At 55.8% G+C, this 18,846-nt stretch carries 20 protein-coding genes; 3 read left to right on the top strand and 17 right to left on the bottom strand.

Annotated features, from left to right (window positions below):
• Positions 1-5: 5 nt before the first annotated feature.
• From murA to BQ2657_RS05325, 13 genes are all read right to left on the bottom strand, one after another.
• Positions 6-1,265 (bottom strand): UDP-N-acetylglucosamine 1-carboxyvinyltransferase, encoded by a 1,260-nt coding sequence (gene murA, locus BQ2657_RS05385; protein ID WP_075581000.1) that lies wholly within the window; start codon positions 1,263-1,265, stop codon positions 6-8.
• A gap of 62 nt (positions 1,266-1,327) precedes the next feature.
• Positions 1,328-1,756: a hypothetical protein gene (locus BQ2657_RS05380; RefSeq protein WP_075579703.1), complete on the bottom strand. Its 429-nt coding sequence runs from the start codon at positions 1,754-1,756 to the stop codon at positions 1,328-1,330.
• A gap of 188 nt (positions 1,757-1,944) precedes the next feature.
• On the bottom strand, positions 1,945-2,136 hold the full coding sequence (locus BQ2657_RS05375; protein ID WP_075580999.1) for a hypothetical protein: 192 nt from the start codon (positions 2,134-2,136) through the stop codon (positions 1,945-1,947).
• A gap of 48 nt (positions 2,137-2,184) precedes the next feature.
• Entirely contained in the window at positions 2,185-2,613 is a 429-nt protein-coding gene (gene atpC, locus BQ2657_RS05370; protein ID WP_232709014.1) for an ATP synthase F1 subunit epsilon, read from the bottom strand.
• 13 nt (positions 2,614-2,626) lie between these two features.
• Positions 2,627-4,066, bottom strand: coding sequence for a F0F1 ATP synthase subunit beta (atpD, locus tag BQ2657_RS05365; protein WP_261796537.1), 1,440 nt, complete (start codon positions 4,064-4,066; stop codon positions 2,627-2,629).
• Positions 4,067-4,116: 50 nt separating this feature from the next.
• Complete coding sequence (atpG, locus tag BQ2657_RS05360) at positions 4,117-5,025, bottom strand: ATP synthase F1 subunit gamma (protein ID WP_075579700.1); 909 nt, start codon at positions 5,023-5,025, stop codon at positions 4,117-4,119.
• A 16-nt stretch (positions 5,026-5,041) separates the two neighbouring features.
• Positions 5,042-6,898 carry a F0F1 ATP synthase subunit alpha gene (gene atpA, locus BQ2657_RS05355; protein WP_075579699.1) on the bottom strand — a complete coding sequence of 619 codons (1,857 nt, stop codon included), beginning with the start codon at positions 6,896-6,898 and terminating at the stop codon, positions 5,042-5,044.
• A 39-nt stretch (positions 6,899-6,937) separates the two neighbouring features.
• Entirely contained in the window at positions 6,938-7,429 is a 492-nt protein-coding gene (atpF, locus tag BQ2657_RS05350) for a F0F1 ATP synthase subunit B (RefSeq protein ID WP_075579698.1), read from the bottom strand.
• 42 nt (positions 7,430-7,471) lie between these two features.
• Entirely contained in the window at positions 7,472-7,729 is a 258-nt protein-coding gene (gene atpE / locus BQ2657_RS05345) for an ATP synthase F0 subunit C (RefSeq protein WP_075579697.1), read from the bottom strand.
• Positions 7,730-7,757: 28 nt separating this feature from the next.
• Positions 7,758-8,465, bottom strand: a complete 708-nt coding sequence (gene atpB, locus BQ2657_RS05340; protein ID WP_075579696.1) for a F0F1 ATP synthase subunit A — start codon at positions 8,463-8,465, stop codon at positions 7,758-7,760.
• Positions 8,466-8,519: 54 nt separating this feature from the next.
• Positions 8,520-8,915 carry a hypothetical protein gene (locus tag BQ2657_RS05335; RefSeq protein WP_075579695.1) on the bottom strand — a complete coding sequence of 132 codons (396 nt, stop codon included), beginning with the start codon at positions 8,913-8,915 and terminating at the stop codon, positions 8,520-8,522.
• 6 nt (positions 8,916-8,921) lie between these two features.
• Entirely contained in the window at positions 8,922-10,088 is a 1,167-nt protein-coding gene (gene wecB / locus BQ2657_RS05330; protein ID WP_075579694.1) for a non-hydrolyzing UDP-N-acetylglucosamine 2-epimerase, read from the bottom strand.
• 17 nt (positions 10,089-10,105) lie between these two features.
• Entirely contained in the window at positions 10,106-11,119 is a 1,014-nt protein-coding gene (locus tag BQ2657_RS05325; protein ID WP_075579693.1) for a glycosyltransferase family 4 protein, read from the bottom strand.
• 237 nt (positions 11,120-11,356) lie between these two features.
• On the opposite strand from BQ2657_RS05325, the gene BQ2657_RS05320 reads away from it, so the two are divergent.
• Both BQ2657_RS05320 and BQ2657_RS05315 read left to right on the top strand, forming a co-directional pair.
• Positions 11,357-11,896, top strand: coding sequence for a chromate transporter (locus tag BQ2657_RS05320; protein WP_075579692.1), 540 nt, complete (start codon positions 11,357-11,359; stop codon positions 11,894-11,896).
• Positions 11,896-12,468 (top strand): chromate transporter, encoded by a 573-nt coding sequence (locus BQ2657_RS05315; RefSeq protein WP_075579691.1) that lies wholly within the window; start codon positions 11,896-11,898, stop codon positions 12,466-12,468. The genes BQ2657_RS05320 and BQ2657_RS05315 overlap by 1 nt, the downstream gene beginning before the upstream one ends.
• A gap of 23 nt (positions 12,469-12,491) precedes the next feature.
• On the opposite strand, the gene BQ2657_RS05310 is transcribed toward BQ2657_RS05315, so the two are convergent.
• Positions 12,492-13,394 carry a LysR family transcriptional regulator gene (locus tag BQ2657_RS05310; protein WP_075579690.1) on the bottom strand — a complete coding sequence of 301 codons (903 nt, stop codon included), beginning with the start codon at positions 13,392-13,394 and terminating at the stop codon, positions 12,492-12,494.
• A gap of 132 nt (positions 13,395-13,526) precedes the next feature.
• Between BQ2657_RS05310 and BQ2657_RS05305 the strand changes: the two genes are divergently transcribed.
• Positions 13,527-14,456 carry a DMT family transporter gene (locus BQ2657_RS05305; RefSeq protein WP_075579689.1) on the top strand — a complete coding sequence of 310 codons (930 nt, stop codon included), beginning with the start codon at positions 13,527-13,529 and terminating at the stop codon, positions 14,454-14,456.
• Between the two features lie 19 nt (positions 14,457-14,475).
• Here the strand turns inward: BQ2657_RS05305 and BQ2657_RS05300 are convergent, their stop codons facing one another.
• The 3 genes from BQ2657_RS05300 to BQ2657_RS05290 are packed head-to-tail and all read right to left on the bottom strand — an operon-like array spanning position 14,476 to position 18,837.
• The gene (locus BQ2657_RS05300; RefSeq protein WP_075580998.1) at positions 14,476-15,831 is read right to left on the bottom strand and encodes an MATE family efflux transporter; all 1,356 of its coding nucleotides are present in this window, start codon (positions 15,829-15,831) and stop codon (positions 14,476-14,478) included.
• Between the two features lie 20 nt (positions 15,832-15,851).
• Complete coding sequence (locus tag BQ2657_RS05295; protein ID WP_075579688.1) at positions 15,852-17,882, bottom strand: LTA synthase family protein; 2,031 nt, start codon at positions 17,880-17,882, stop codon at positions 15,852-15,854.
• A 10-nt stretch (positions 17,883-17,892) separates the two neighbouring features.
• The gene (locus BQ2657_RS05290) at positions 17,893-18,837 is read right to left on the bottom strand and encodes a diacylglycerol/lipid kinase family protein (RefSeq protein WP_075579687.1); all 945 of its coding nucleotides are present in this window, start codon (positions 18,835-18,837) and stop codon (positions 17,893-17,895) included.
• Between the last annotated feature and the right edge of the window lie 9 nt (positions 18,838-18,846).

Raw genomic sequence — 18,846 nt, 5'->3', positions numbered from 1 at the left:
GCGCATCAGCCGACCCGCTGGATGTCAGCTCCCAGTCCGGTCAATTTGGCGACCAGATTTTCGTAACCCCGATCGATGTGGTAGATGTCGGTGATTTCCGTCACGCCGTCAGCCACCAGCCCAGCCAGCACCATGGCTGCCCCAGCCCGCAGATCCGTTGCCCGGACCTGGCAGCCGTACAGCTTGGGCACCCCTTCTACAATAGCAGACCGTCCGCCGCTGGTCCGGATATTGGCTCCCATCCGGAGCAGTTCATCCACATGCATGAAACGGTTTTCGAATACGGTCTCCAGCACGGAGCTCTGGCCTTTGGCAATGCACATCATGGCCATGACCTGGGCCTGCATATCTGTGGGGAAGCCCGGATATGGCAGTGTCTTGATGGTAATGGGCTGGATTTTCCGCGGCCCCACTACGTGGACATCATTGATGCCTTCTTCCACCACAGCTCCCGCTTCCCGGAGCTTGGCGATCAGGGGCTTCATATGTTCACAGAGCACATTGTCCACCAAGATATCTCCCTGGGTCATGGCCCCGGCCACCATAAAGGTCCCGGCTTCGATCCGGTCAGGGATCACCGTGTGTTCCCCGCCCTTCATGCTTTCTACTCCGTCGATCCGGATGGCGGTAGTCCCGGCCCCTCGGACCTTGCCTCCCATCACATTGATATAGTTGGCCAAGTCCACGATTTCCGGTTCCTGGGCTGCATTTTCGATGATGGTGGTCCCTTTGGCCATGGAAGCTGCCATCATCAAGTTTTCCGTGGCTCCCACACTGGGAAAATCAAGGTAAATGGTGGTACCCACCAGACCATGGGGTGCAAAGGCCTCGATATACCCATGGCCCTGTTCGATCTTCGCACCCAGGGCTTCGAAGCCTTTCAGATGGATATCGATGGGCCGGGTGCCAATGGCACAGCCTCCCGGCTGGGAAATCTTAGCCCGCCCGATCCGTGCCAGGAGAGAACCCATGACCAGGAAAGAGGCACGCATGGTGCTGACCAGATCATAGGGAGCTTCCCATCCGGTGATTTGCCGGCTGTCGATTTTCAGCGCATGAGGGGTGGAATGATCCACTTTCAGCCCCAAACACTCCAGCACCTTGCAGATGGTACTGACATCTTCCAATTCAGGGACTTCCAAAATCGTGCTGCCTTCCGTCCCCAGGACAGAAGCTGCAATGATGGGCAATACCGCATTTTTGGCACCGCTGACCCGTACCGTGCCCTTCAGGTGATGACCACCCTTAACCACCAGTTTCTCCACTCCTGATTCCACACCTTTCCTTGCTGGAAGAGAAGCACTGCTCCTCTTTCTCTTTTCTGTATTCATTGATGATAGCGAATGCCCCACAGCTTGGCATGCCGTTTCCGCTGGTTGCTCAGCTGTTCATCCAGGTGCAGGCGCATTTCCTTCTGTTCTTTTTCCTGCAGGCTCTTTTTCCTGGCTGCTTCTGCTGGATCTTCCAGGGCTTGTTTTCTCTTTTTCTCTTCCCAGTGCTGTTTTTCCCGTTCCGCCTTTTCCCTGCGTTTCCGGGAAATCTCTCTGGCCCTTGCCTCTGCCTGCTGCCGGGGTGTCAGCCGATGCTGATACAGGAACTGTGCGCGCCTGATCAGGTACAGCGGAACCACCAGGGGCATGAGCAAGAATGTCCCCAGGACCCAGAGATTCTTGTGTTTCATCCCAATGCTGTGGCTGTCCAGGAAAACCACCCAGGTCACCAGACAGCAGACCACCAAAGCAATCACATTGGACAAGCCGTACGGCACCCCCCTTAATGTCTACGGAACTTCCCACTTCCAACTTCCAACTTCTCTGTCCATTTTTATAACTAGACTATTATACCATAGAACATTCTGTTTTCCATAGAGGGAAATGAAAAAAGGAATCGCCTGGGCGGTTCCTTTTTGGTTGGCTGACAAAGGAGGTGCCTGCGGCACCTCCTTCAAAAATTCCTCGTATGGGTCCGCAGGCGGTCCGCCAGGATATTGTAATATACTTCCTTTTCCTGAATGGTCTTCCGGAGCTTACGGATTTGTTCTTCATTGGTGGCTTCTGCCAGCCGCTCGTTGAGTTCGACCAGTTCCAGCCGCAGCTGCCCCATCTTACTGGCAGCCATTTTGCTGATAAAGTCCACAGCGGATCCCCCCTCTGCCTGCTGCAACGACCTTCTCTCCTGCCGGGACTATTCCCCCATCGGATAAGGGGGTACCTTACCCGCAAGAGACGCGGTCTTCAGCCGCGCTTCCGCTCTGCGCAGGATTTTTTCAGTATGTTCTACGTCCGTCAGGGCATCCGGATGCTCCAGTCTGGCCAGTGCTTCCTGCCGGATCTGCTGGTATTTGGCCACATCGATGTTCTCTGCCTTCTGGGCCCTGGGTGTCAGGATGACCACCTGATTGTCCTTGACCTCCGCAAATCCCCCTTCTACGTAGACCAGGATCACCTGATTGTCCTTATCCTGCAGCTTCAGGGTCCCTTCCCCCAGCACAGCGATCATCGGGCTGTGATTGGCTAAGATCCCAACGCCCCCATTTACTGTATTCAACAAGACATAGGAAATATCCTCCCGCTTGACCAAAAGTTTTTCCGGTGTGAGGACTTCCAGTTTCATTAACTTGGCCATATCATTCGCCCTTCAGTTTCTTGCCCTTGGCCACGGCTTCGTCGATGGATCCCACCATATAGAAAGCACTTTCCGGCAGGTCATCATGTTTTCCTTCCAGGATCTCTTTGAAGCCCCGGATGGTTTCTGCCAAAGAGACGTACTTCCCGGGCTGGCCGGTGAACTGCTGGGCCACGAAGAAGGGCTGGCTCAGGAACCGCTGGACTTTCCGAGCCCGGGATACGGTGAGTTTGTCCTCTTCGTTCAGTTCTTCCATCCCCAGGATGGCAATGATGTCCTGGAGCTCCTTGTACCGCTGGAGGATCTTCTGGACGCCCCGGGCCACTTCATAGTGTTCCTGGCCGATCACCAAGGGATCCAGGATCCGGCTGGTGGAAGCCAGGGGATCCACGGCCGGGTAGATTCCCAGTTCTACGATTTCACGGGACAGGACCGTGGTTGCATCCAGATGGGCAAAGGTAGCCGCCGGGGCCGGGTCCGTCAGGTCATCGGCAGGGACGTAGACAGCCTGTACGGAAGTGATGGATCCGCTCCGGGTAGAGGTGATCCGCTCTTCCAAGGCCCCCATTTCGTTGGCCAGGGTGGGCTGATACCCTACGGCCGAAGGCATACGCCCCAAAAGGGCGGACACTTCAGACCCTGCCTGGATGAACCGGAAGATGTTGTCGATGAACAGCAGCACATCCTGCCCGCCCACATCCCGGAAATATTCCGCCATGGTCAGGCCGGTAAGCCCCACCCGCATACGGGCTCCAGGGGGTTCATTCATCTGGCCGTAGACCAGGGCCGTCTTGTCGATGACCCCAGATTCCTTCATTTCTCCCCACAGATCATTCCCTTCCCGGGTCCGTTCCCCGACCCCAGAAAATACGGAATAGCCTCCGTGATTGGTAGCCACATTGTGGATCAGTTCCATGATCAGCACCGTCTTGCCCACGCCGGCGCCGCCGAACAGACCGATTTTCCCTCCCAGGGAATAGGGTGCGATCAGATCCACTACCTTGATGCCCGTTTCCATGATCTTGGTTTCCGTGGATTGTTCCGCCAGATCCGGAGCCGGCCTGTGGATGGGCCAGTGATCGGCCGCCTGGACCGGAGTGGGATCATCATCCACCGTTTCACCCAGGACATTGAACACCCGTCCCAGGCAGCCTTTCCCCACTGGCACGGTGATGGGTTTCCCCGTATCCACCGCTTCCATGTTCCGGGTCAGTCCGTCGGTGGAACTCATGGCCACCGTGCGGACCACATCGTCCCCGATGTGCTGGACCACTTCTGCAGTCAGATGTACATGGATATCTTTCGAAGCCCGGGCATCGATTTCAATGGCATTGTAAATGGCCGGCAGCTCTTTATCCGGGAAACGGATATCCACTACAGGGCCCATCACCTGGACCACTCTGCCCACATGCCCTCTGGCCTTGGCAGAGAGCCGGGCAATGGCCTTGTCGATTGCTTGTTTCTGCTCTTCCGACACGATTCGTGCCTCCCTTATTTCAACGCTTCCGCGCCGCTGACGATTTCATTGATTTCCGTGGTGATGCTGGCCTGCCGCACCTTCTGGTAGTAGACCTGCAGCTTCCCCAATAGGTTCTGGGCATTGTCCGTAGCCGTACTCATGGCCGTCATCCGGGAAGCCAGTTCACAGGCCGAGCTTTGGATCAGGGCCGTGAAGATCTGGCTGCGCAGGTAATAGTGGGCCAGGTAGGACAGCATCTTGGCCGGTTCCGGTTCGAAGATCAAGGTGGGATAATCCGTGGGATCATCTTCCGACCAGACTTCCTGAGAACGGACTTCCAGGGCATTCTTCGCCTTGGGCTGCACCGGTAGCAGAGGCACCGTCTTGGGAATCTGGATCATGGCAGATTTGAAATAGGTGAAGATGATGTCCACTTCGTCCACTTCCCGGTGGATGAAAAGAGATTCCACGTAATCAGCGATTTCCTCAGCCGCTTCAAAAGTCGGTTTCTCCGAAAAACCGGTCCAGCTCTTAGCGATGTGGTAGCCCCAGTGATTGAGGCCGATCTTCATCTGCTTGCCCACCGCCAGAAGCGGCGAATCTTCTTTGCCCCGGAGCTCCACCCCGGTGTACTTGACGATATTGTTGTTGTAGGGACCGGCCAACCCCTTGTCCGACCCGATGACCACATAGGCGGTCTTATACACCGGCCGTTTTTCCAGGAGCGGATTGGCCTTCATATCCAGATGGGCCATCACCGACGGGTCGCTGACCGCTTCCTGGAGGATGCTCTTCAGCTTCTCCGCATAGGGCAGGCTGGCATCAGCTCTCTGCTGGGCCTGGTGCATCCGGGCCGAAGCCACCATCTGCATAGCGCCCGTGATCTTGCTGATGCTGCCTACGGTTTTCATATGGGCACGGATTCCACTGGTGTTTGCCATCTAGGATCACCTGCCCTTACATGCCGCCTGCAGTGCCAGGCGCAAACATCTTCCCGAAATCATCCAGAGCCTCATCCAGCTCCTCTTTCAGATCATCGGTCAGTTTCTGTTCTTTTTCCAGCCGGGTCAGGATGATGGAACAGTGGTTGTTCAGATACCCCAGCATTTCATGCTCATACCGGGTCACATCTTCCACCGGGACTTCATCCAGGAACCCGTTGTTCACGGCGTAGAGGGAAACCACTTCCTGGGCCATGGACAGGGGCTGGTATTGTCCCTGTTTCAGCATTTCCGTCACCCGGGCCCCACGGTCCAGCTGAGCCTTGGTCTCCCGGTCCAGATCGGAACCGAACTGGGCAAAGGCAGCCAGTTCCCGGTATTGGGCCAGGGACAGGCGCAGAGTGCCGGCCACCGTTTTCATGGCTTTGGTCTGGGCCGCCCCCCCTACCCGGGATACAGAAAGCCCGGAATTCAAGGCAGGTCGGATACCGGAGTTGAACAGATCCGTTTCCAGATAGATCTGCCCATCTGTGATGGAAATCACGTTGGTGGGGATATATCCGCTCACATCCCCGGCCTGGGTCTCGATAATGGGCAGTGCCGTCATGGAACCGCCGCCATGGCGTTCATTCCGGCGGCAGGCCCGCTCCAGCAGACGGGAATGGAGATAGAATACGTCCCCGGGATAAGCTTCCCGTCCAGGGGGACGGCGGAGCAGCAGACTCATGGCACGGTAGGCCACCGCATGCTTGCTCAAATCGTCATAGACGATCAGCACATCTTTTCCCTGATCCATGAAATATTCCCCCACCGCAGCCCCGGCATAAGGGGCCAGATACTGCATGGGAGCCGTATCAGCAGCCGTCGCCGCCACGATCATGGTATAGGCGCTGGCGCCGTATTGTTCAAAAGTATGGTACAGCCGGGCTACGGAAGAAGCTTTCTGTCCGATGGCCACATAGATGCAGATCACATCCTTGCCCTTCTGGTTCAGGATGGTGTCGATGGCAATGGCTGTTTTCCCGGTTCCTCGGTCCCCGATGATCAGTTCCCGCTGGCCCCGGCCGATGGGCACCAGGGCATCCACGGCCTTGAGCCCAGTCTGGAGAGGGACATCCACCGGCTGACGGGCAGCAATTCCCGGGGCCTGGTGTTCGATAGGGTATTTGACCTGGGTCTTGATGGCTCCTTTGCCGTCCAGGGGCAGCCCCAGCGGATTGACGATCCGGCCCAGCATGGCGTCTCCCACAGGGATCTCCATGATTTCGCCGGTCCGGCGCACCATGTCGCCTTCCTTGATTTCCGTAGCGCCGCCCAGCAGCACGATGCCCACTTCGTTTTCCCGAAGATTCTGGACCATGCCGTAGACGCCGTCATGGAGAGCCACCAGTTCACCACTCATGGCGCCGCCCAGGCCGGAAGCGGTACAGATCCCGTCTCCGACTTTTTCCACCACACCGATTTCTTCCAGATCCACGTCATTGTGGAAAGACTTGACTCCTTGGGCCAGAGCATCGGTCATTTTTTCCGTCTGGTCCAAATCCTGGTCATTCAGATGGATGGCCTTCATGATGGCATCCATTTTCTCCAATTGGCGTTTCATGGTGGCATCAAAAATGTGGTCTCCGTACTGGATCAGTACGCCTCCGACCACTTTGGAATCCACCTTTTGTTCCTGCAGTTCTACAGGTTTATGGAATTTCTCTGTCAGCAGTTCCTGCAGCAGCCCTGCCTCTTCCGTTGTGAGAGGACGGGCCGTGGTGACCGTCACCGGCAGGAGGTCCTCCCCTTCAAAAAGGGTCTGGTCCTCCTGGGTAAGGGTAAGGCGATCCAGGATCTGTTTCCACAGAGCTTCCTTGCTTTTGCTGTTCATGGGTTGTTTCTGCCTCCACAGTTCCTTTCCAAGGACTTCTCATTTTTTCTGTTCGGCCAAGGTTTCATCTGTGATCTTGGCAACCAATTTCTGGTCTTCCGCCGAATCCAGTTTTACCTGCAGCACCCGGCCGGCAATTTCCGTACTCAGGGCAATGATCTGTTCCTGGACATCCAGCAGGGCTTTCTTCTTTTCCAGCTCCACCGTCTGCCGCCCGGAAGCCAGCAGTTCCTCCCGTTCCTTCTGGGCATTGGCCAGGGCTTCATCATGGAGTTCCTGGGCCATGGCATTGGCTTTGGAGATAATATCGTTGGCTTCCTTTTTGGCATTCTTCAGCTGGGTGACATATTCCGCCTTCAGTGCCTCTGCTTCCTTCCTGGCATGGTCCGCCTGGTCCATATCCTTGACGATCTTGGTCCGGCGGTCATCCATGGCCTTCAGGAGCGGCTTATAGGCGAATTTTGCCAGCACCCAGAGCAGGATGATGAAGTTCACTACCTGCGCAATCAGTGTATAGTTGATACTTACCATTCCCAACCACTTCCTTTCTCCCCAAGTTCCCTCCCCAATCTCTTATTTGACAAAGGGATTGGCAAATACAAGCACAATGGCGATAACGGAAGCAATGATGGGGATGGATTCTACCAGGCCGATACCGATCAGCATATTGACCTGGAAGCTGCCGGCCTGTTCCGGTTGCCGGGCCATGCATTCCAGAGCCTTGGAAGCCACGGCGGAGTCCCCTTTGGTAGCCGCCAGAGAAGCACCTACGCCAATTAAAGCGGCTCCCAGAATGGAAGCGACGATGATCAGGGTATTGTTGTCTATCATTTTTTACATCCTTTCTTTTTCCAGACTTTTATTTATTGGAATGGACTTGCTTGAAAATCGGAGCCAGGGCAATCACGGTCAGCATGGTAAAGATGAAAGCCTGGAGAAAACCTATGATCAGGCTGAAGCCGACCCACAGGTTGGGTACCACCCAGGGTACCAGCATATACAGCACGGCCAGCAGGATTTCCCCTGCCAAGATGTTCCCGAACAGACGCAGGGCCATGGTCAGCGGTTTGGCCAGCTCTTCGATGATGTTCAGGGGGAGCATCAGCGCGAAAGGAGTGACCAGGTGCTTGAAATACCTGGGTCCCTGCTGGATGACCCCGATGATGTAGGTAGCGATGGCCACAGTGATGGAAAGGCCCAGAGCCACGTTGATGTCGTTGGTGGGAGAAGAAAGATGCACACCCACAGAAGGCATCAGCCCCAGTTCATTCCCTACAAAGATATAAAGGAACAGGGTAAGGATAAAGGGGGTAGCCACCCGCCGTCCTTCCACACCAAGGTTGGCATCCATCAATTTTTCCAGCCACTCGATGATCATTTCCATCAGATTCTGGATTCCATAGGGAATCTCCTGTACCCGCCGGGTGGCGGCAAAGACCAGTGCTGCCACAATCAGCATGGTAAGCCAGGACATATAGATCGTCTGCATATTCAGGCTGATCCCCGGCAGGACTTCTGTAGTCCCATAATGGATGACTTCCGAACTTGCAGCTTCTGCAATTCCCATATTCTTATCACTTCCTTTACAAAATTTCTGCTTTTTATCGGAAACTCTGAACCTTCAGGGTTTCCGGCATCCAAGATGGCAGCACGCCATCTGGATGATCAAGCCCACATTCAGGACCAGGAACCCGGCCAGGACCAGCACCGGCTGCCACCGGTTCCGCAAAGCCAAGACCGTCCAGCACAAAAGGAGGGCGATGCGGGTAAACATGGTCCGGTGCATGGCAAGAGCCGCTTGGGCTGGTTCTTTCCGCATGCCCCGGCGGATCCCCCACAGGATCTGGAAGGTATCGGACAGTCCGGCTGCCGTTCCCAAAGCTGCTCCCCTGGCGTCCCCACCCAAAATCAGGGCCAGGATCAGGAAGCAGCCAGCCAGCACTACCTGTTTCCAGAAAAGACTCTGGAGCTGTCCTCCCAGGAGCTGGAGCTCCGGCCCTTTTTTCCAGGGAGCCATCGACGGCTACTTTTTCTGCCCCCCGTGGAATTCCGGCATCAGATCCACAGGATACCCATGGGTATGGAGCAGATAGGTGACGATCCGTTTGGCAGCCTGTCCATCCCCATAAGGATTGACAGCTTCTGCCATGGACCGATAGTATTTCTCGTCGTTCAGGAGACGGCAGGTGGCAGCGTACACATCTTCCTTCCCAGTGCCGATCAGTTTCACCGTACCGGCAGTGACAGCTTCCGGCCGTTCCGTGGTGCTGCGCAGCACCAGGACCGGTTTGCCCAGGGCAGGCGCCTCTTCCTGGATGCCGCCGGAATCGGTCAGGACGATATCTACCCGGGCCATCAGATTGGCAAAAGGTTCATAATCCATGGGTTCCAGCAAATGGACCCGTTCCATCTTTCCCAGGACCGCCTCAGCCACTTCCCGCACCTTGGGATTCTTGTGCATGGGAAAAATGGCTTCTGCCTGGGGATTGTCCTTCAGGACTTCCTTCAGAGCCTGGTACACATGGCGCATGGGCACCCCCAGATTCTCCCTCCGGTGGGTGGTCATGAGGATCAGCTTATGATCAGAACGGATGGCTTCCTCCAGTTTGGGGTTGTGGAAATCAAAGGAATCCTTCACCGTAGCCTGGAGGGCATCGATCACCGTATTTCCCGTCACATAGATATCGTCTTCCTTGATGTTTTCCTTCAAGAGATTGGTTTTGGCATTGGCCGTAGGTGCAAAATGGAAATCTGTGATGGCCGCCGTCAGTTTCCGATTCATCTCTTCTGGGAAAGGAGAATACTTGTTGCCGGTGCGGAGTCCTGCCTCCACATGGCCTACAGGGATCTGCTTATAGAAAGCAGCCAGCGCCCCTACAAAGGTCGTGGTGGTGTCCCCATGGACCAGGACCAGATCCGGCTGTGCCTGTTCCAGGACTTCCTTCAGGCCCATCAGGGCACGGCTGGTCACATCATACAAAGTCTGGCCTGCGGTCATGATGTTCAGATCATAATCCGGTTTGATCTGGAACAGATCCAGCACCTGATCCAGCATTTCCCGGTGCTGGGCCGTCACCGCAACGATGGGTTCCAGCATATCCGGATACTTTTTCATTTCCAGTACCAGCGGGCACATCTTAATGGCTTCCGGCCGGGTACCGAAAATCGTCATGACTTTCAATTTGTTCATTTTCCTTCGCCCCTATTTCATGATCTATCCTGTAAAATCCCTATTTTCCTAGCACCAATGAAAATCACCGCCAGCAGGAATACCAGCAGTGCAATGGCATAGATCCCCTCCATTTCCGTCAGGAGCACTGCCGTGAGACAGAGCCCTGCACTGATCAAATACATGAAAATCACTGCCTGCCGCTGGCTGAAGCCCATGGCCAACAGACGGTGATGGATATGTCCCTTATCCGGGCTGAAGATCGGCCGTCCGTTTTTATAGCGGCGGACGATGGCAAAAGCCGTATCCATGATGGGCAGCCCCAGCGCAATGGCAGGGACCAAGAGCGCAATGGTGGCCGCACTCTTCACGGCCCCGAAGATGGAAATGGCCGCCAGCATATAGCCCAGGAACAGGCTCCCGGTATCCCCCATGAAAATGGTGGCCGGATTGAAGTTGTACCGGATGAAGCCGATGATCCCCCCTGCCAGGGCGGCCGTCAGGACCGCCACCGGATACAGCCCCTGCTGCAGGGCCACCATGATGATGGTGACAGAAGCGATGGCGGATACCCCCGCCGCCAATCCATCCAGTCCATCGATCAGGTTCACCACATTGGTGAAGCTGACGATCCAGAATACCGTAAAGGGAATGGAAAGGTAGTTCAGATAAAAATAGCCGCCCCACGGATTGTTCAGCCATTCGATCCGGATTCCAAAACATACCGGAACCAGGGCTGCTACGATTTGTCCAGCCAGTTTGACCTTGGCCGCCAGCTGGAACATGTCATCCAGGATCCCCACCAGGGCGATCACCGTGCCGCCCAGCAGGATCCCTACCACGTCCCGGGTCATTTCCATGCTGGCGATGGCAGCCGCCATGAACCCGAGATAAATGGCCAGCCCCCCCATCCTGGGCATGATCCGGTGGTGGACCTTCCGTGCGTTGGGACGGTCCACCGCTCCGATCCGGAATGCCAGTTTCTTGACAAAGGGTGTCAGGACCCAGCTGATGATCAGCGATATGCTCAATGCCAGTAAATACGTCTTCACAAAACAAGCCTTTCTGCGGGATTCCCGCCCAGGGAACTGTTATTTCTTTCCCTTTTTCTATGATTTCGATCTGGTCTTTTACTCATACAGATTTATTATAGTACAGTTTTGGAAAATCTACAATTTCTTCCCCCGCTCCATTGTGCCCAAATTCCCCTATTTTCTCATTCCAATCCTGCAGTTCCCGTTTACAGCCTGCCTGTCACGTGTTAAACTGGAGCCATCGGAGGTGTTTCTATGCATGAATTGATCCAACTGTTCACGGTATTTGCCCGTATCGGTGCAGTCACGTTCGGAGGCGGCTATGCCATGCTGCCCATTCTCCAGGCGGAAGTCGTGGAAAAATACCATTGGGCCACGGAGGAGGAACTGGCTGACTATTATGCGGTGGGACAGTGCACCCCCGGCGTCATCGCTGTCAATACAGCCACCTTCATCGGCATGAAACGGAAAGGGATCCCCGGCGGGATCACTGCGACCCTGGGAGTGGTCTTTCCTTCTCTGGTGATCATTACGGTCATCGCTGCCTTTCTTTCCAATTTCGCCCAGATCCAATTCGTCAAAGATGCCTTTGCCGGCATCCGGGTCTGCGTCTGTGTGCTGATCTTCAACGCCATCAAGAAGCTGGCCAAGGGAGCCCTGGTGGATAAGCTGACCATTCTGCTGTTCCTGACGGTCATGGGGATCAACTTATTTTCCGATCTTTCTCCGGCCTGGCTGGTGGTCCTGTCCGGGATCGTGGGGCTGTCTGCAAAAAAAGCAGGAGGTGAATTGTAATGGGACTCTTCTTCCAACTTTTCTATGAATTTTTTAAGATCGGCCTTTTCGCCATCGGCGGCGGCATGGCCACCATCCCGTTCCTGACCAAGCTTTCAGCGGCTACCGGCTGGTTCACGGAGACGGATCTGCTGAACATGATCGCCGTTTCCGAATCCACACCCGGCCCTATCGGGGTCAATACAGCCACCTATGTGGGATATCACATCGCCGGCCTGACCGGAGCTGTGATCGCCACATTGGGACTCATCACGCCTTCCATCATCGTGATCATCATCGTCTCCCAGTTCTTGAAGAAATTCGGAGACAGCAAGTACGTGAAAGCGGTGATGTACGGCCTGCGGGCCGCTTCTGCCGGCCTGATCGCCGCAGCAGGGTTCCTGGTGGCCCGGGTCACCCTGCTCCATCCGGAAGCCTGGAAAGCAGGGAACCTGTCCGGTCTGCTGAACCTGCCCTCCATCCTGCTGGCAGTGATCCTGTTCCTGCTCACCAACCATTATAAAAAAGTCCATCCCATCGCCTTCCTGGCGGCTTCGGCTGTGGTGGGCGTGGTGTTCCATTTTGCGGGATAAGCGGGGCGGCTGCCCAGCTAGAATCAGGAGTCAGATGCCCAGGAGGGTGCTGCCCATTGCGTGCAGCACCCTTTTTTTACATATTCCAAGAATTTCTTCAAAGCCGGAGATGCCTGATCCAAGCTAGGGAGGGCCATCCCCAGTTCCAGACGGTCTTCAGTGGCAAAGGGCAGCACTTTTACCCTACCGCTCCAGCGGAGGCTGCTGAAGGCATTGTCCATAGAGATCCCCAGTCCCGCCTCCACCATGGTCCAGCAGGTATACATATTGCTGGAGGTGAACCGGAAATCGGGATGGATATGATATTTGGCCAAGAACAGATCCGTATCCGTTTCCTGCTGGGGCAGGGGTTCGATAAAGGGCTGGCCTTCCAGGTCCTCCGGCAGGAGGGCCTTTTTCTTTGCCAGGGGATGGTCTTCCGGAACCCAGGCCACCAGCCGGTCCTGGTACAGAGGAACCCAGTCGCCTGGATATCCTCGGTGGCGGCTGAACAGGCAGCAGCTGAGCCGGTGTTCCCTGAGCCCTTCCAAGAGGGTCTGGTTCCCTGCTTCCTGGACATGGACCCGGATCCCAGGATAATCCTGCTGGAAGGCCCGGAGGATCTCTGGAAGCCAGCAGGAAGCGATGCTGTAATAGCTGCCCACAAACAGTTCTCCCTGTTCCAGCCCAAGGATCCCGGCACTTTCCTCCCGGATCTGCCGGCTCCAATAAAGGAGTTCTCGGATGGCGGGCAGCAGCCGATTCCCCTCCCGGGTCAGCTGCACCCCTTGGGACGTGCGGAAAAGGAGGGAGAACCCCAGGTCCCGTTCCAAACTGTCCAGCATCCGGGTGAGACCTGAAGGAGAATACCCCAGGTCCCGGGCGGCGGCAGTGATGCTCCCTTGCTCCACTGCCTGGAGCAGGGCTTGGTATTTTTCCGTATCCATATCCATCCTCCCGTTTTTTTACCCTTAGTATTGCGTATTTAGCAACAGTATATTGCATAACATGCGCTTCCTGCAATACCCATTTCTTTCTATAATGGAACCAGAAAGAAAAAATACCAAGGAGGTCTTCGTATGGAACCTGCTGCCGCCAAATTCCTTATGGCTCTGATCATCCTGACCCGGAGCAGTGCTTTTCTCTTTTCCAAATTCGTCCTGGAGGAACTGGCTCCTTTCCAAGCTCTGGGCTTTCGGTTCACTCTGGCTTTTCTGGTCATGGGCCTGCTGCTCCGCCGTCATCTGCTCCGCGCCTGGAAAAAAGATGCCTATCTGGGACCCAAGAGCCTGGGTCTGGGTCTGCTGCTTTTTGCCGTCATGGGAGCCGAAATGCGGAGCCTGCTCACAGCCGAGATCCACACAGTGGCTTTTCTGGAAAATCTCTCTCTGGCCTTGGTGCCTCTGTTCCTGGCCCTATGGTACCGCCGCCTGCCCAGTGCCCGGATCCTCCAGGGCGTGGGCTTCATCCTGCTGGGAGTAGCAGCCCTCACCATCGGCACCGTCGGTTTCACTCTGGCCGGAGGAGAAGGCTGGGCTCTCCTGGCAGCTGTTTTCTATGCAGGCTACATCATTGCCATGGGGAAACTGTCCCACACCTCGGATCCTTTGTCCCTAGGGACGCTCCACATGGGTTTCATGGGGCTCCTGAGCTTCGGAGCCGCCCTAATACTGGAGGGTGGGATCCCCTTGCCCCAAGCTTCCCTGACCTGGCAGTCCCTAGCCTTCCAGGTGCTGGTATGCAGCTGCTTCGGGTTTGCCTTCCAGCCCAAGGCCCAGCAGTACCTGACAGCAGAAGAAGCCGGTCTGTACTGTGCCATCAATCCCCTGTTTGCCAGCTGTCTGGGACACTGGTTCCTGGCCGAGACCTTGGGCGCTGCAGGGATCCTGGGAGCGGCGTATATCCTCACTGGGCTGGGATTCGTGAACTGGAAGGATCTGTCACTAGAGCGACAGACCTGTCAGCGGTCAGCTGTCAACGATCAACGGCCGCTGACCATTGACCGTTGACAGAAAAAGAGAGGCTGCCTCAAACAGCCTCTCTTTTTTTCTTTTCCATATATCTCAGCCGCAGGCTCAGGAAAGCAGCGGAGAAGAAGATTCCCGTAATGAGCCCCAGCCAATAACCGTCCGGGCCCTTGTGTAGCCCGTGGTCCAGGAACAGCCCAAAGGGCAGGGCAATGCCCCAGTAAGCCGCCAAGGCGGAATAAAAAGTGGCCTTTACATCCTTGTAGCCCCGGAGGACACCCTGGATGGGCGCAGCCGTGCTGTCAAAGAATTGGAAAGCTACGGCAAAAGTCAGGAAGTGCATGATGGGATCCATCAGATTGGGATCCGCCGTATAGAGCCGGGCAATCAGTCCTCTGCCCAGGAACAAACAGCAGCCGAAGAAGGCACCGATCAGGAGGTTGGACAGCCGCCCCGTATCTGCATAGGCCTTGGCCTGGACAAAATCACGGGCTCCCACATAGGCTCCTACGATGATGGTCAGGGACAGGGAAAAGCTCAGGGGCACCATGTACAGCATGTTGCAGAAGCTCATGGCCGCCTGGTTGGCGGCCACCGCCACAGTCCCGAACCGGGATACCAGCAGACATTCCACCCCAAAGAAGCTGGTTTCCAGAAAGATGGCCAAGCCCATGGGGATGCCGATGCGCAGATGTTCCCGGATATGGCGGAAAGAAAAACCGGAGGTCCGGAATACATGGAAATCCCGGAAGACCTGCAGCCGAAGCACCAACAGGGCAAAAGAGAGAAACAGCAGCCAGCAGGTAATGGCCGTCCCTACCCCGGCTCCCGGTCCGCCCATGGCCGGAGCGCCCAGCTTGCCGAAAATAAAGATGTAGTTCATGCAAGCATTCACCGGCATGGTCAGGATGAAGAGCCGCATGGTCACCTGGGTGTATCCCATGGTGTCTACAAAAGAACGGAGGATGTTGGCACAAAACAGCGGCAGGATGCCCCAGGCCACAAAGCCCAAGTACCGGAAGGCCACAGTCCGGACTTCCGGAGCCAGGCTCATGGTGTCCAAGATCCTGGGCAATAGCTGGGAACCGGCGCCGATCACTGTCACTGCCAGGGCACAGGCCAGGGCCAGGCCGCTGACCACCGCACCGGAAATCTTCTGGAGCTGCCGAGCTCCCCGATAGTTGGCTACGATGGGCGTCAGGGCCTGGAGGATACCATTGAGTCCGGTGAATACCGGCATCCACACATTGGTTCCAATGGCCACCCCGGCCAGCTGAACAGTGCCTGCATGGCCGCTCATCACCGTATCGAAAAGGCTCATGCCTGTGATGCAGAGCTGGGTGATCAGGATAGGGATCATGACCCCCAGGATTTTCTTCAGCCGGGAACGGAAGGTACCGGTCCTGGCAAGCGTCATTTCAGTCAACCAATCAACTCCTACTTCATAAACTCAATATGCCTCTTCACATAGCCGTACATGATGTAGTTGGCCAGGGCATCTTTTTCTTCCGTATCCGGTTTCTCTTCATCCAGGGTAGCTACGAAGTTCCGGTCGGCGGAATAATAATAGGCCTTGCCCCCAAAATACCCCAGGGCGTAAGGATGGGGTACCGGCTGGAGCAGGTCCCGTCCCAAGAATTCCGGAGGCACCGGCTGTCCCAGCAGGGTTAGCAGGGTAGGCGCCAAATCCTCCTGGCTGGCGTAAGTGGTCTCATCCAGTTCTGCCAGCGGAGCCAGATTCTTCGAAATGAAGATGACCGGGATGGGTGCCACGCTCTGTTTATCCTGGGGATTGCGCACCAGGGTCTTGTATTCCCCGCCGGAATGGGGATTGTGGTCCGCTGTCACGATGAACAGGGTCCGATCGTCCATGAGCCCCTGTCTCGAGGCTTCTTCGAAGAAATGCTGGATGGTCTTATCCACCCAGTACATGCCGCAGACAGTGGCCGTACCGTTGTCCCGGACATCTTCCGGCATCTCCGCATAAGTATAGCCGTAATAGGGATAGGGCTGGTGCATATCCAAGGTCTTGCACACCAGGAACAGTTTCCGGTCCCGGTGTTCTGCCAGGGTCTTCAGGGCCACATCATACATCACATCGTTGTGGAATCCCCAGCCGCTGGCTCCCTTATAGCCCATGTTCCCCAGATCTTCTTTGGCCAGGTAGTGCTCCATGCCGAATTGGGCCGGATATTCCCGGTATTCATTGGCATAGTAGCGGCTGGAAGCATTGATGAAATAGCCTTCATAACCGGCCTGCTGCAGGCTCCGGAAGAGGGAAGGCTGTTTGTCTCCCGGCAGATCCTTGTCATAGATCAGTTGGGACCGGAAGGTGGCATTGAGCCCCTGGGTGGTAGGCACAGCGGAGGAATAGTAATGATCGATCCGGGGATATTTCTGGAGCAGGGAATCCAGATAAGGAGTGGCATCCGCAGGGATATTGGGATTGTAGTGATGGAGATAATCCCGATGGACACTTTCCAGGATCAGCATCACCACCCGGTCATAGGCCGGCCGTTTCCGGGGAACAGCCTGGGATTTGGGCAAAATCCCCAATTCTGTCAGAGCTGCCTGGTCCTGCTCCGTCAAAGTCCGTTCCTGGTATTTCCAGGGATCATGGACCACCTTATCCGTCTTGAAGAAGGCTTTTTGGAAAAAGTTCACATTGATGGGATAAGCCACCATGGCCCGGGTGGGCTTCCGGCTCTTTTCCATATCTACTTCGATATCCAGCCCGCTTACATTGTCCGCCGCATGGTAGACACCCTCCGCCAGCAACAGATACGCCCCATTGAGCCCCATAGCCAAGATCACCACACAGAGCAGGGACCAAGGCAGATTGGGTTTATGCCGCCGGGGACGGCTGACCCGGAACAGAGGGATGAAGGCTAGCAGCACGGCGCCAATCAGGCCCAGCTGCCAGTTTTCCGTGGTACTGAAGATTCCCTTGGCAGCATAGATGTTCAAGTTGTCGAACAGGACACTTTCCACATGCATAGAGGTGTTCCAGAAATAGATCCCATCCCCCAGGATCAGGATACAGGTCACATAATAGACCAGGAAATAGACAGCCTTCAGGATCCGGTTGGGCCAGTGGTGGTAGCACATGGCTGCCAGGAGCACCAGCACGATGTTGTTGAAGAGCCCGGCCAGTACCGAAAGAGCCGTCATAAAGCCTGGATCCAGCTCCAGGTAGGACACCATGAACAGGGCATCCGCCAGATACAGGACCCCTGTGACCACCACGGGGAAATACCGTTCCACCCGGTCCCGGATGCGCCGCCGCTGGGCGTACAGGAAAAGGACCACCCAGGAAAGGAGCAGGTCCCGGCAGAAATAGTTCAGGGTATGGTACCAGAATTCAGCCCAGGGAAAGGGCACGATCTCTTTCAAAAAATTCCAGCGGTAATAGGCTTCCGCTGCAAAACACAGGAGCAGGATCACTCCGTAAATCACTTTCTTCTTCACAAGCAGCCTCTCAGGAAATGAATTCTAAGGATTTGGGCAGCAGCACCAGGGACAGAGGCGAATTGACCACCGCATCCCCGTCCAGTTCTGCCGCAAATTTTTTCACATTGCAGCGGATATCCACCTGCTGGGCCGGATAGATTTCCACGCTTTTGTCCAGGGTCAGCATATCCGCCGCAATCAGAGCCGTATACCGAAGGAAATCCACACATCTTCCCTTGGTGAAGAGACAGACATGCATGGTGGGATTGGACAGGGACCCGCCGTTGACCAGGGAAAAACGTCCAGCATAATACCGGCTCTTGGTCACGATGACAGAACTGGCCTGATGCCAGACCCCATCTCCGTTGATCATCACCTGGAACCGGTATTTCCAATTGTGGAGAAGCATCTCGTTCCCCAATACCCGTCCGCTCTGGCGCACATAGGCCAGGGTGGAAAGGTACTTTTTCTCTTTGGGGGTCACCTGCTGCACCACCATGGAATCCACCCCGATCCCGGCCACTGTCAGGAAGATCCGGTCGTTGGCCCGGCCCAGGCAGACCGGCGTGGTGACGCCTTTGGAAACCCGATACATCCAGTTGTGGACATCGGTTTTCTGCATCAGTTCCTTGGCCACCAGATTCACCGTGCCTGCCGGATAGATGCTCACATAGGGCCAGTAATCCTGGTCCACACATTCTTCCACCAGGGCCCGCAGGGTCCCATCCCCGCCAGCCACGATGACCCACTGGATCTTTTCTGCACAGATTTTTTCCCCCACCGCCTGGGTCTCCGCAAAAGTCCCCACCGTCACGTACTGGAAGCGTTCTGCTCCGTACAGCCGCATGAGCTGCCGGGCGATGCTTTCCACGTTGTTATGAATCCCATTGAAAAAATTTTGCTTTCCGGAATTGCGGTTGTGGACCAGGAGGACCTTTTGGAAAGCGTTGATGTCTACTTTATGACGCAGCATGATGATCTC

The organism is Acidaminococcus massiliensis (assembly GCF_900095825.1).
GTDB classification, from domain to species: domain Bacteria; phylum Bacillota; class Negativicutes; order Acidaminococcales; family Acidaminococcaceae; genus Acidaminococcus; species Acidaminococcus massiliensis.
Note: the sequence above shows the minus strand (reverse complement) of the source record. Positions and strands in the feature narration are given on the sequence as shown.